The 12,040-nt window shown below is 66.7% G+C and carries 12 protein-coding genes; 8 read left to right on the top strand and 4 right to left on the bottom strand.

What is annotated here, in order from left to right; translation table 11 throughout:
* Positions 1–157 precede the first annotated feature (157 nt).
* From I6U14_RS11620 to I6U14_RS11605, 4 genes are all read right to left on the bottom strand, one after another.
* Positions 158–793 (bottom strand): SAM-dependent methyltransferase, encoded by a 636-nt coding sequence (locus I6U14_RS11620; RefSeq protein ID WP_296899495.1) that lies wholly within the window; start codon positions 791–793, stop codon positions 158–160.
* Between the two features lie 94 nt (positions 794–887).
* Positions 888–1,661 (bottom strand): hypothetical protein, encoded by a 774-nt coding sequence (locus I6U14_RS11615; protein WP_296899494.1) that lies wholly within the window; start codon positions 1,659–1,661, stop codon positions 888–890.
* A 671-nt stretch (positions 1,662–2,332) separates the two neighbouring features.
* A complete protein-coding gene (locus I6U14_RS11610; protein ID WP_296899493.1) occupies positions 2,333–2,692 on the bottom strand; it encodes a high-potential iron-sulfur protein in 360 nt (119 codons plus the stop codon).
* Between the two features lie 299 nt (positions 2,693–2,991).
* The gene (locus I6U14_RS11605) at positions 2,992–3,498 is read right to left on the bottom strand and encodes a C40 family peptidase (protein ID WP_296899492.1); all 507 of its coding nucleotides are present in this window, start codon (positions 3,496–3,498) and stop codon (positions 2,992–2,994) included.
* Positions 3,499–3,731: 233 nt separating this feature from the next.
* On the opposite strand from I6U14_RS11605, the gene I6U14_RS11600 reads away from it, so the two are divergent.
* The 8 genes from I6U14_RS11600 (at position 3,732) to I6U14_RS11565 (ending at position 11,937) form a co-directional block, all read left to right on the top strand.
* Positions 3,732–4,139 (top strand): hypothetical protein, encoded by a 408-nt coding sequence (locus tag I6U14_RS11600; RefSeq protein ID WP_296899490.1) that lies wholly within the window; start codon positions 3,732–3,734, stop codon positions 4,137–4,139.
* A 229-nt stretch (positions 4,140–4,368) separates the two neighbouring features.
* Complete coding sequence (locus I6U14_RS11595) at positions 4,369–5,697, top strand: sodium:proton antiporter (protein WP_296899489.1); 1,329 nt, start codon at positions 4,369–4,371, stop codon at positions 5,695–5,697.
* Positions 5,694–7,520, top strand: coding sequence for a glycerophosphodiester phosphodiesterase family protein (locus tag I6U14_RS11590; RefSeq protein ID WP_296899488.1), 1,827 nt, complete (start codon positions 5,694–5,696; stop codon positions 7,518–7,520). The genes I6U14_RS11595 and I6U14_RS11590 overlap by 4 nt, the downstream gene beginning before the upstream one ends.
* Positions 7,521–7,545: 25 nt before the next feature.
* Entirely contained in the window at positions 7,546–8,568 is a 1,023-nt protein-coding gene (locus I6U14_RS11585; protein WP_296899485.1) for a serine/threonine protein kinase, read from the top strand.
* 78 nt (positions 8,569–8,646) lie between these two features.
* Positions 8,647–9,504, top strand: a complete 858-nt coding sequence (locus tag I6U14_RS11580) for an alpha/beta hydrolase (protein WP_296899483.1) — start codon at positions 8,647–8,649, stop codon at positions 9,502–9,504.
* 71 nt (positions 9,505–9,575) lie between these two features.
* Complete coding sequence (locus I6U14_RS11575; protein ID WP_296899482.1) at positions 9,576–11,090, top strand: class I SAM-dependent DNA methyltransferase; 1,515 nt, start codon at positions 9,576–9,578, stop codon at positions 11,088–11,090.
* 182 nt (positions 11,091–11,272) lie between these two features.
* Entirely contained in the window at positions 11,273–11,527 is a 255-nt protein-coding gene (locus I6U14_RS11570) for an AbrB/MazE/SpoVT family DNA-binding domain-containing protein (RefSeq protein ID WP_296899480.1), read from the top strand.
* Between the two features lie 5 nt (positions 11,528–11,532).
* Positions 11,533–11,937 (top strand): type II toxin-antitoxin system VapC family toxin, encoded by a 405-nt coding sequence (locus tag I6U14_RS11565; protein ID WP_296899478.1) that lies wholly within the window; start codon positions 11,533–11,535, stop codon positions 11,935–11,937.
* Positions 11,938–12,040: the final 103 nt, after the last annotated feature.

Here is a 12,040-nt window from a genome sequence, read left to right as displayed (position 1 = left end):
TGTTGAACACGGACATCAGCACGATGGCGATGACCACCCAGAGAATCAGATTTTTTGCCATGTCACTCACGGCGCGTGCCTCATCGATCGCCGGCGCCTGGCGATGCTCACCGGCGTCGGCATGGTTGTTGGGGGCTGATTGCTGTGGCAGTGAACCCTAACCGACCCGAAACCCTTTTGCCACAAAATAGGTTTCACGACTCTGGCTGCGGGACGCTTCGGGCTTGCGGCAGACGACCTTGTCGAAGCGCCCGCGGAGGTCCCGCAGGGCCTCGTCGAAGCCTGCACCTTGGAAGGCTTTGACGACAAGGTTGCCGCCAGGTTTCAGCACCCGACCGGCAAAGTCCACCGCCAGCTCCACCAGCAGCATCGAGCGCGGTTGGTCCACCGCCTTCATGCCGGACACGTTTGGGGCCATGTCGGAAAGCACAAGGTCCGCCCCGCCCCCTGCCCCATCGGAGCCGAGCCAGTCCAGCGCCCGGGCCAGAACGGACTCGTCATTGAAGTCGCCGGTGATGATATCGACCCCTTCGATGGGCGTCATCTCCAGCAGGTCCAGCGCCAACACCCGGCCACGACGCCCGACCGCCTGTGCGGCCACCTGCGCCCAGCCGCCGGGCGCGGCGCCGAGGTCGACCACGCACAGGCCCGGTCGCAACAAGCGGTCCTTCTGATCAATCTCCAGCAGCTTGTAGGCAGCACGGGAGCGAAAACCTTCTGCCTTGGAGCGGCGCACGTATGGGTCGCTGGCTTGGCGCTGCAACCAGCGCTGGCTGCTCTTGGAGCGCTTCATGTGGGGGACGTCACCGACGAGACTTCCTGCACGGACATGAACTCCGAGCTTGGGCATCCATGGCAAGCTGCGCAAGTCGCGGCGCGCCGATCACTTAGACCCGGTCCACCCAGTCGAACTCGAACAGCTCCAACAGACCCCCGGCCACCGCACCCGCGAACATCGCCGCGAGCAGCGCTGCGGGCAACTGCTCGGTCACCCGAAGCAGCACGCTCGTCAGTGCGCCCGGGTCGCCGACGGCGAAGATGCCCGCGAATGCCGCAAGACCGTTCGCCGCAACGATGGCGATCACTCCGATCACCAACCCCTCGCTGAGGTCGCAAAAGCGCCCGCGGCCGCCCATCCGAACCGGCCGGACCACCAGAACACTGACGTAGAGCACGCCGGTGACGGACACCAGAAAGGCGAGTACCGCCGGCACCGGCAGTTGCACGCCGAGGGCTTGCTCAGCAACGAGGAGCAGTGCGGCGGACGCCGCACCGGTACCGAGACCCGCCAGTACCTTGACGCCGACGTCGGCGGTGCAGCGGTGCGGGAAGCGCACCAAGAAGCCCACGGCAATGCTGAGCACAGCGGCTGCCAAGCTCAGCGCCCAAGGCGCGACATGCGGGCCTGTCATCGCCATGGCGACGATGCCGCAACCGGTGCCGATGAGACTGGCCGTGAGCGCCAACTGTCGCGCACCGTAAAAGGCGGCGCCGATTCCGCCCGCTGCGGCCGCCGCGGCCACACCCGCGTAGTCACCAAGCGCGGGTGCGAGCAGCTCAGCGAGCACCAGGTACAGCGGTGCGTAAATCATGCCGATGAGACTCCAGATGGCAGCCCGAATCAGCACGGGGGACAGGTGAAGTGGTACGGCTTGGCCCATGGGTGCAATGCTCCGAATCATCGGGTGCGGCGGCGGGTCGGGCTTCGGCAAACGCCGATTGATCGGCGTTTGCCGCGCGGTGTCAGGATGCCCCGCTGTTTGCAGCGGTCGTTAAGTCGCTGAAAATGAGCGGGCCCGGAAACGGCCCAATGCCTGAAACGGCCCGGTTCCGTTCGATCGTTGACCAGGATGCGGTTCAGACAGCGTCTCCTGAGACACCGACGGCGACCGATTCAGCAGCCGACTTGCTCGCAGGAACCGGGAGTCGGACGCCGGCAGCTCGATCAGTATTCGATAATAAGGCCACGCAAGCCCGTAAAGAACCGTTGCCGGGCCTGAATGCTGCGCTGCATCAAGAATATCCGACGGGACAACGCAGCCTTTCGCTGCGACGCCGCCAAGCTCGTGTGGCGAGGCGAGTGGCGCCGTCACTTGATGGTGCTGGGAGCTAAGCGGCGGCGGCTGGGCGACGCCACCATGACGGGACATCAGCGCGGTCTCGGAGGCTCAGAGCGCCCGCCGGGACTTTGTCCGACGCATCTGCTCAGGATCGACTGCTGGGGAGCAACGGGGGCGGGGTTTGGATTCGTGATGGGACTTGCGCGCCGGCCCGGGCGGGCCGGCGCAGTCAGGCGGACCGGGTGAGCGTTACCCGGAACCGCGTAACGGCACTAGCCAGCCTGCAGCGTCCAAGAGGTGCACCAGCCCGCGGCTGCGACCTTCTTGCCGGGGAACAGCGTGCAAGCAACCCAGCCATCTTCCTCCAACGGCTGGTGGAAGTTGCAGTTGTTGCAGACCTGCTCTCCCGGCGCCAGGCCCGGACGTGCGGCTGCTGCGCGGTCGGCGGTGGTGGCGTCGGCCACGTACTTGAGCGCCTGCGCGGTGGGGTCCGTGGCCGGATCGACGGCCGGCAGCTCTTGCGCGTAAGCCGCTGCGGTGGCGACCAAATTCATGACCGGAACGGCAGCCAGGCCGCCGAGCATGGTTTTCACAGCGTCACGACGGCTCTTGTTCATTGGCTTATCGGACATTCTGACGTCTCCTTCTGACGTGGATGAAACAGCGGTCAGCTTGCGGGCGGCCCGCCTACAGCTCCAGCCGGAGCCGGCGTGGCGCGCGCCGGACGACCAACAAGGGGTTGAGCCCTAGGCTCGCCCCGCACCGCCGCGCATTGTGCAACAAGCGCCCGAAAAACGCGAATCCTGGCCGGGACGCTCGACGGTGTCGCTTCTGTCGGACAACCGAAAGCCCCCAGGGTTGCGTGAGCGCAACCCTATACAGACGCAACGCCTGCGCCCGCAGGACGCGGGCAGCATACGGATCGAAAAGCCTAGAGGTAGGTGCCCGCGCCCAGGTAGCGCTCACGCCAATAATCCTTGGACAGACTCGAGAGGCGCACGCGTCGCTTGGACGTCGATGCGTGCACGAAGCGCTCACCGTCTACCATGACCCCGACATGGTATTGGGATGGCCCCGTCTTGAAGAACACCAGATCCCCTGGGGCCGGCCGGCGCTGTACCGGCCGTGCCGCCGCCTTCTGCGCCGTGGATACCCGCGGAATGCTCACCCCCGCTGCCGCATGCGCGAACTGGGTTAGACCGCTGCAGTCCAGGCCCTCGCCCGGGTCCGAGCCCCCATAGACATAGGGCGTGCCCACTTGCGACAGCGCGGCCATGACAACACTCGCCCGCTGCTCATCGAGGCCGGCGAGATCGAACAGCTCCCCCTCGGCGCTCGCCGTTCGCGATGGTGTGCCACCGCAGCCAACCAACACGCCCAGCAGCGTCAGGACGAGCGCGGCCCGCACGGGCATCGTGGTGAGGTTAGGCGCAAACATTGAAGTGACTTCCCCAAAAGTTATTCTAAGTTTCTGTACTACCAACTTTTAGTATCTAATCCGTCAACTGTCAAGGATTTCCTGGTTGGCGGCTCACGCGGGCGAATTCGGGTTTGGGGCTTGCACAGACGCAGAAGGCGCCCGCCCCGTCGGCGCACGCAAGGCGCGCAACCATTGCATCGGAAGGGCAGCTCGCCTAACTTCGCCTAAGGCCCTCTCCGCGGAGTCACGCCATGGCTGTGCAGTTGAAGGCCCGCCGGCTGGGTCTTGGCCGGTCGAGCTTCCTGGAGCTCACGCCCGACCCGGAGCGCCCCCGCCGCTACCTGGTGCGCTACTCCGCCTTCGACCCTTACCCCCCCGCCCCGGCCCCAACCGACCGCGTGCTCGTGCGCCTGCTGCTGGCGAGCCAGCGCGGTCAGGCGCAGCACCCCTACCCGCTCCCCGCCCGCGTGGTCATCGGCAGCATCGACAGCGACGGCTGGCATTGCGGCCGTTCTCCCTATGCAAGCCCCCTTGCCGAGCTGCCGGCGGTGCGCGCGCAGATCGACCAGCTGCTGGAGGACCTCACCGTGCGCGTTGCCTTGGCCGCCGCTGCCCGCGAGCGCCCCAGCACCAAAAACCACACCGAAAGCTCGCGCTGAGCGCGTCCCGATAGACGCGCCGGCCACGCGACCGCAGCTGACCCTATTGAAGGAAGCCCAGGGAACCGGCTCCGGGCGCCAGGCTCCGCTTCGCGGCGAGATGACGGCATAATGCGCTTGGTCGGTCTCCGGCGCCGCGAGCCCCGGGCGTGCCGATGCCCACAACACAGCCGGCGTTGCAGCCGCCGTTCTCATGGCGTCCACGCCAGTCAGCCGGAGCCGCCACCGCATGGGCCTGTTCGACATCATCGCCATCCTGATCACGCTCTCTGCGGTGTTCAGCTGGATCAACCACCGCTACCTCAAGATGCCGACCGCCATCGGCCTGATGCTGATCGCACTGCTGGTGTCGCTGGCGTTGCTGCTGCCCATCCCGGGCAGTACGGGGCTGGAGGCCGACGCCCAGGCCATGCTGAACAGCATCGACTTCGACGCCGCCCTGCTGCATGGCATGCTGAGCTTCCTGCTGTTCGCGGGCGCCCTGCATGTCAATCTGCATGACCTCGCGCAGCAGAAATGGGTCATCGGCACACTGGCGACGGCGGGTGTGCTCGGCGCCACCTTGCTGGTGGGGACCAGCGTCTTTGTGGTGTTCTGGCTGCTCGGGCTGGATGTGCCCTACATCTACTGTCTGCTGTTCGGCGCACTCATCGCACCCACGGACCCCATCGCCGTGCTCGGCATCCTGAAAAGCGCCGGTGCCCCCAAAAACCTTGAGGTCAAGATCACCGGCGAGTCGCTCTTCAACGACGGCGTAGCAGTGGTAACCTTTATGGTGTTGAGTGAAATCGCCTTCGGCGGCGAGCACGTCACGGTGACGGGTGTGCTGGAGCTGTTCGGCAAGGAGGCGCTCGGGGGCCTTGCATTCGGGCTCGTCGCCGGCGGCCTCGCCTACATGATGCTGCGCCACGTGGACAACTATCAGGTGGAAGTGCTGATCACCCTGGCCCTCGCGAGCGGCAGCTATGCCGCAGCGGAGCACCTGCACCTCTCTGCGCCCATTACGGTGGTCGTGGCCGGGCTCCTCATCGGCAATCATGCCCGCAACGGTGCCATGTCCAATCTCACCCAGGAGCATCTGGACAACTTCTGGGAGCTCGTGGACGAAGTCCTGAATGCTGTGTTGTTCGTGCTGATCGGACTGGAGCTGCTGGTGCTGACCCTCTCCGCCCAATACCTTCTGGCGGGTCTGCTCGCGATTCCACTGGTGCTGCTGGGCCGCGCCATCAGCGCGGGTCTGCCCATCGCCTACATGCGCCGCTTCCGCAGCTTCTCCCCCGGCGTCGTGACCATCCTCACCTGGGGCGGCCTGCGCGGCGGCATCTCCGTCGCGCTCGCGCTCTCACTTCCCGCAGGCGACACCCGTGACCTGCTGGTAACGGTGACCTACTGCGTCGTCGTGTTCTCCATCCTGGTGCAGGGGCTCACCCTGGGCCCCGTCGTACGGGCCATGGCGAGCCGTGCGGACGTCGAGATGGAGCGCACCGAGCTGCCGGACATCATTACCGACGACCCGGCGCCGGAACAGGCGGCAGCCATCGGGCGCGCCGAGCCATGAAGACCTTCAGCGACACCTGGTACGACGTCTATGCGCAGGGTCTCTTCGGCCGGGCGGTGCGCTCGGGTCTCGCCTATGACGTGGTCTTCAAGGCTATCGGCGTGGTGGTGCTGGCGCCGCTCAGTGCTTGGGTACTGGGGCGCCTGATCCGCACCAGCGGCGCCGTCAGCGTCACCAACGAGGCCATCGCAGGCTTCCTGCTCTCGCTGCCGGGGCTTGCCTTCGTGCTGCTGGCCGCCGCGCTGACGCTCACCGCCTTCTACACCGAGCAGGCGGGCCTCATGCATATCGCAGCGGGCGCGAGCCGCGGACCACCGCCCCGGTGGCACAATGCCCTCTTCACGGCGCTCACCGCGCTGCCCCGGCTGCTCACCCTGGCCCTCTTGCAGGCGGGCATTCTGCTGGCCTGGCTACTGCCGCTGGCGGCCGTCGCCGCAATCACCTACCGGACCCTGCTCGGCGCCCACGACATCAACTGGTACCTGGCAGAGCGCCCGCCTGAGTTCGTGACTGCACTCGTCATCGGCGCTCTGCTGGCCACCGTCGCAGCAGTCGCCGTCGCGCGGCTCTTGGTTGCCTGGGGCATTTCGATCCCGCTCTGCCTGTACGAGCGTGTCTGCGGCCGTGCGGCGCTCCGGCGCAGCGCCGAGCTGCTGCGCGGCCGGCGCTGGCGCGCCTTCCGCCTGGTGGTGCTGAATCTGCTGTTGGCGCTCGCTTTCTCAGCCTTGGTCCTCTGGGCTGCAGATGCGGCGCTCGGCGCGCTGCTGCGGGTCTTCGACGGCGCCCGGGCCCTGGTCTTCGCGACAGCCCTGGCGGTGGTGCTGCTGGGCGCGCTGGCCACTGTGCTGTCGTTTGGTGTGCTTGCCGTGCTCGCGATCTCCATCATGCACCTTTACCTCGGCGTCATGGACGTGGACGGGCTGCCGGCGCCGCTCTGGGACTCCGCCGCGCGCACCACGCGCGTGCCGCGCCTGGCCATTGCCGCGGGTCTGGTGGTGCTGGTGCTTGCCGCAGGCGGACTCGCGACGCACGCCTTGTCGGATCTGCGCCTCGGGCGTGAAACATTGGTGACCGCGCACCGTGGCAGCTCCGCCGCCGCCCCGGAAAACACCCTGGCGGCGCTGTACCAGGCCATGTCGGACGGCGCCGACTTCGCCGAGATCGATGTGCAGGAGACGGCCGACGGCGCCCTGGTGCTGCTGCATGACGCCGACCTCATGCGCATCGCGGGTCTGCCCGTAAACATCTGGGAGGCACAGCTCGACGATCTGCGCCGCGTGGATGTCGGCTCACGGGTCGCGCCGGAATTCGCAGGCGAGCGCATCCCGACCCTGGACGAGGCGCTGAAGCTCGCGGGGCCAAGGCTGCGGCTCAATATCGAACTCAAGTACAACGGCCATGACCAACAGCTCGCCGAGCGGGTCGTAGAGGCCCTCCGCGCCGCCGGCTGCGGGCAGTACTGCATCGTCACCTCCCTCAATCAAGCGGGGCTGGCGCGGGTGCGCGAGCTGGCGCCGGAGATCCGCATCGGCCAGATCGTCACTGCCGCGTTGGGCAACACCCGGCGGCTGGACGTGGACCTGCTCAGCATGAACCAGGCGCATGCGACCCCGGGTGCCGTGCGCAGCAACCGCCGCGCCGGGCTCGAGACCCACGTCTGGACCGTCAACCGGGAAGCCGACATGGCCCGGATGCTGGATTACGGCGTGGACAACATCATCACGGACCGGCCCAAGGCGCTGCGCGAGCTCATCGACGAGCGTGCCGAGCTCAGCGACGTGGAGCTGCTGCTGCTCGCCCTCGGTCGCAGGCTGCGGGAGTGATTGGCTCCGCACAGTCGACCCGCCCATGACCGACCCGGACAATTCAACCGACCTACCGCGCCCAACGCACGAGCGGCCCTATGCGGACCTCTCGCCCGACCGGGTACTCGACGCGGTGGAATCCGTCGGCTTCGACGTGGACGGCCGCCTCCTGGCGCTCAACAGCTACGAGAATCGCGTCTACCGGGTGGGCCTGGCGGACGCCGCCCCCGTAATCGCCAAGTTCTACCGGGCCGGGCGCTGGACGGACGCGCAGATCCTGGAGGAGCACGCCTTTGCCCAGGCGCTGGCCGCCGTGGACATCCCGGTCGTGCCGCCGCTCGCACACCGCGGGCAGACCCTGTTCCGCTATCAAGACCTCCGCTTCTCGCTCTCGCCCCAACGCGGCGGGCGGGCGCCCGAGCTGGACGACCCGGTGGTGCTGCGCCGGCTCGGGCGTTTGCTGGCACGGCTGCACAACGCCGGCGCCGCCGCTGCCTTCGCACACCGCCCAGCGCTGACCATCCGCAGCTTCGGCCAAGAGCCCGGCGCCTACCTGCTGGATGCGGGCTGGGTGCCGCCCGAGCTGGAGCCGGCTTATCGCTCGGTCCTCGACCAGGCCCTCGGCGAAGTGCACGCCTGTTTCGAGCGCGCCGGCGACGTCCGCCAACTGCGCCTGCATGGCGACTGCCACCGCGGCAACATCCTCTGGACCGATGCCGGCCCACACTTCGTCGACCTCGATGACGCACGCACCGGCCCGGCTATCCAGGACCTCTGGATGCTGCTCTCTGGAGAGCGGGACGAGATGGCCGGCCAGCTCGCCGCTGTGCTCGCGGGCTATCGTGAGTTTCGGCAGTTCGAGCCGCGCGAGCTGCATCTGCTGGAAGCCCTGCGCACGCTGCGGCAGATCCACTTCGCGGCCTGGCTCGCCCGGCGCTGGCAGGACCCGGCCTTTCCCGCGGCCTTCCCCTGGTTCGACGAGCCGCGATTCTGGCAGGATCAGGTGCTGTCGCTGCGTGAGCAGATCGCCGCGATGCAGGAAGGGCCGCTGCCGCTCGTGGATTAGACGTTATCAAGATGCCTGCCGTCCGCCGGCGCCGCGGCTCGGCATCGGCAACCGTCGGCTCGGGCACCCGAACGCCGGATGCGCGTGATTGCGAGTCTTCTGACTATCGCCGCCCAGCTCGCCGCCGGGCTGCTCCTGCTCGCACTACTCCTGTGGCTGGTGCAGCCGAAGCTCTTGTTCCGCCCTTTTCCGGAAATGGTCGCAGAGCCCTCGCAATGGGGCATGGACTACGAGGACGTCTGGCTTACCACAGCCGACGGCGTGCGCCTGCATGGCTGGTTTATCCACGCCCAGCCGCCGTTCGCCGAGCACCGCCGGCAGAGCCCGCACACCCTGCTCTTCCTGCACGGCAACGCCGGCAACGTCTCGCACCGCGGCGCGTCGCTCCGGATCTTCGCCGAGCTTGGCCTCGACGTGCTGATCATCGACTACCGCGGCTACGGCAGAAGCAGCGGCCGCCCGAGCGAGATCGGCCTCTACCAGGATGCGGACGCCGCCTGGCGCTGGCTGACGCAGACCCGCGGCCTGGCAGCCAAGGACATCATCGTCTTCGGGCGCTCCCTCGGTGGTGCCGTGGCCGCAGAGCTGGCGGCGCGTGTGCAGCCCGGCGCCGTTATCGTCGAGTCGAGCTTCACGGACGTCGGCAGCATGGCCAAGCTCCACCACCCGCTGCTCACGAGCGTGGTGCCGCTTCGCTACCGCTTCCCAACAGTAGAGCATTTACCGCAGGTGCGCACGCCGGTGCTGGTGCTGCACAGCCAAGACGACGGCGTGGTGCCCTATGATCAAGGCCGCGGGCTCTTCGCCGCCGCCAATGAGCCCAAGCGGTTCGTGAGCCTGGTGGGCGGCCACAACGAAGGCTTCCTGGACAGTCAGCCGCGCTACCAACAGGCCCTGGCAGCATTCCTCGACTGGGCCAGCGATCCGCGCCAGTAACCGCCCTCAGCCCTCAGCCCTAGTCTCGGTGAGACGTCAAGCGGGGCAAGAACAATCCAACAACGCGACTCATGATCACCGGCGAAATCAAATCCAAGGTCGACCGCATCTGGGACAGCATGTGGTCCGGCGGCATCTCGAACCCGCTCTCCGTCATCGAGCAGCTCACCTACCTGCTGTTCATCAAGCGCCTCGACGAGCTGCATACCCTGCGCGAGCGCAAGGCCGCCCGCACCGGCAGCCCCATCGAGGAGCCCATCTTCCGCGAGGACCAGAACGCCTTGCGCTGGTCGCGGTTCAAGGAGATGGCCCCGGAGCAGATGTTCAACACGGTCAGGGACAAGGTCTTCCCGTTCATCAAGACCCTCGGAGGTAACGGCGGCACCGACGAGGAGGGCGACTCGACCTACTCCCACCACATGAAGGACGCGCTCTTCATGATGCCCACGCCCCGCGTGCTGGCCAACGTGGTGGACCAGCTCGACGGCATCGACATGAATGATGCCGACACCAAGGGCGATCTCTACGAGTACATGCTCGGCAAGATCGCCAGCGCCGGACAGAACGGCCAGTTCCGCACCCCGCGCCACATCATCAAGCTGATGGTGGACATGACCGCCCCGGTGCCGAAGGACGTCATCTGTGACCCCGCCTGCGGCACCGCCGGCTTCCTGATCGCCGCCTCTGAGTACCTGCGTACCCACCACGCGGACGCCATCTACAAGAGCGAGGAGAGCCGGCGCCGGTTCAACGGGGGCACCTTCCACGGCTTCGACTTCGACAGCACCATGCTGCGCATCGGGAGCATGAACATGCTGCTGCACGGCGTGGAGAACCCGGACATTCGCTACAAGGACTCCCTCGCCCAGTCCGACGAGTACGATGCGGAGAAGTACAGCCTCATCCTCGCCAATCCGCCCTTCGCCGGCAGCCTGGACTACGAGTCCACCGCCAAGGATCTGCAACAGATCGTCAAGACCAAGAAGACCGAGCTGCTCTTCCTGGCGCTCTTCCTGCGTCTGCTCCAGACCGGCGGGCGGGCGGCGGTCATCGTGCCGGACGGCGTGCTGTTCGGCTCCAGCAAGGCCCACAAGACCCTGCGCAAGATCCTGGTGGAGGACCAGAAGCTCGACGCCGTCATCTCCATGCCCTCGGGCGTGTTCAAGCCCTACGCGGGGGTCTCCACCGCCATTCTGCTGTTCACCAAGACCGGCCATGTGGGTAAATCGGCCGGAGGGACGGATCACGTCTGGTACTACGACATGCAGAGCGACGGCTTCTCGCTGGACGACAAACGCAGCCCGCAGCCGGACAAGAGCGACCTGCCGGACATCCTGGCCAAGTGGCGCGGGCTGCGCGACGGCACCATTCCCACTTCAAACTTCACACTTCGAACTTCGCAAAGCTTCCTGGTCCCCAAGGACGAGATCGCCGGCAACGACTACGACCTCTCCATCAACCGCTACAAGGAGGTCGAGTACGAGGCGGTCGAGCACGACCCTCCGCAGGAGATCCTGGCGCGGCTGGCGAGGCTGGAAGAGGAGATCGCCGAGGGGCGGAGAGAGTTGGAGGGGATGCTGAGATGATTCGCCGATCCTTCGGATTCAGAAGTAGGTTGGACCGACGCAGGAGGCCCAACACGCAAGGGGTTGCATCGACCTGATCGTTCGGCTTCCTCCCTCAGCCCAACCGACGGTCGGTGCCCTTGCCTGGCGACAAGGACACGACTAAAGTACATACAGTTCAGTATGTACATCACGTCGATACCATGAGCACCCTGACCACGCGCGTCTTCGTAAACGGCAACAGCCAAGCCGTTCGCATCCCGGCCGAATTCCGTCTCGATACGGATCGGGTCGAGATCACCCGGACGGCGGAAGGCGATCTACTGCTTCACCCCATCCGTCAGGGCCGCGGCGCGGCCCTCCTCAGTGCGCTGGAAGGTTTCGACGACGACTTCATCGCCGCACTGGAAGAAGACCGCACCGAGCAGCCGCCGATGCAGGATCGAGAGCCGCTGTGAGATACATGCTCGACACGAACATCCTGATCTACCTCATGAAGCATCACCCGCCCGAGATCGCGGCACGAGTCGACGCCCTCGCACTGGCGGACAGCCTGTGCATGTCCTTCGTCACCTACGCCGAGCTCCTCAAGGGCGCCGCGCGCAGCACGCGCAAGCCCGAGGTGATCCGGCGCCTTGATCAGCTGACCCACCAGGTCCCCGTCCGCTACCCGACCGGCGCCGGCATCTGCCGCCACTACGCCGAGCAGTTCACGCGCCTCAGGGCCGCAGGAACGCCGATCGGAGCCAATGACCTCTGGATCGGCTGCCATGCGCTGGCCGAAGCGGCGACGCTGGTGACCAACAACGAGCGGGAGTTTCAGCGCCTGGACGGGCTCGCCGTGGAAAATTGGGTGGTGTCGCCGTGAACGAGAAACGGAGAACGCGGAGCCCAGAGCGGTTGGCGCGGTTCCAGCGGGTGCGGCCTCGACATGATGTCGAAACCCGTTGCGATGCGGCAAGAAAAGGCTC

The organism is Thiohalocapsa sp. (assembly GCF_019695415.1).
GTDB lineage: Bacteria > Pseudomonadota > Gammaproteobacteria > Chromatiales > Chromatiaceae > Thiohalocapsa.
The sequence above is the reverse complement of the archived record's forward strand: the minus strand, read 5'-3'. Positions and strand labels throughout refer to the sequence as shown.

What these genes read in the sequence shown, in the direction of transcription:
- I6U14_RS11585 (WP_296899485.1), top strand. Translation starts at nt 7,546, where the DNA reads ATGACCGACCCGGACAATTCAACCGACCTACCGCGCCCAACGCACGAG.
- I6U14_RS11575 (WP_296899482.1), top strand. Translation starts at nt 9,576, where the DNA reads ATGATCACCGGCGAAATCAAATCCAAGGTCGACCGCATCTGGGACAGC.
- I6U14_RS11595 (WP_296899489.1), top strand. Translation starts at nt 4,369, where the DNA reads ATGGGCCTGTTCGACATCATCGCCATCCTGATCACGCTCTCTGCGGTG.
- I6U14_RS11605 (WP_296899492.1), bottom strand. Translation starts at nt 3,498, where the DNA reads ATGTTTGCGCCTAACCTCACCACGATGCCCGTGCGGGCCGCGCTCGTC.
- I6U14_RS11565 (WP_296899478.1), top strand. Translation starts at nt 11,533, where the DNA reads ATGCTCGACACGAACATCCTGATCTACCTCATGAAGCATCACCCGCCC.
- I6U14_RS11580 (WP_296899483.1), top strand. Translation starts at nt 8,647, where the DNA reads ATGCGCGTGATTGCGAGTCTTCTGACTATCGCCGCCCAGCTCGCCGCC.
- I6U14_RS11600 (WP_296899490.1), top strand. Translation starts at nt 3,732, where the DNA reads ATGGCTGTGCAGTTGAAGGCCCGCCGGCTGGGTCTTGGCCGGTCGAGC.
- I6U14_RS11615 (WP_296899494.1), bottom strand. Translation starts at nt 1,661, where the DNA reads ATGGGCCAAGCCGTACCACTTCACCTGTCCCCCGTGCTGATTCGGGCT.
- I6U14_RS11620 (WP_296899495.1), bottom strand. Translation starts at nt 793, where the DNA reads ATGAAGCGCTCCAAGAGCAGCCAGCGCTGGTTGCAGCGCCAAGCCAGC.
- I6U14_RS11610 (WP_296899493.1), bottom strand. Translation starts at nt 2,692, where the DNA reads ATGTCCGATAAGCCAATGAACAAGAGCCGTCGTGACGCTGTGAAAACC.
- I6U14_RS11590 (WP_296899488.1), top strand. Translation starts at nt 5,694, where the DNA reads ATGAAGACCTTCAGCGACACCTGGTACGACGTCTATGCGCAGGGTCTC.
- I6U14_RS11570 (WP_296899480.1), top strand. Translation starts at nt 11,273, where the DNA reads ATGAGCACCCTGACCACGCGCGTCTTCGTAAACGGCAACAGCCAAGCC.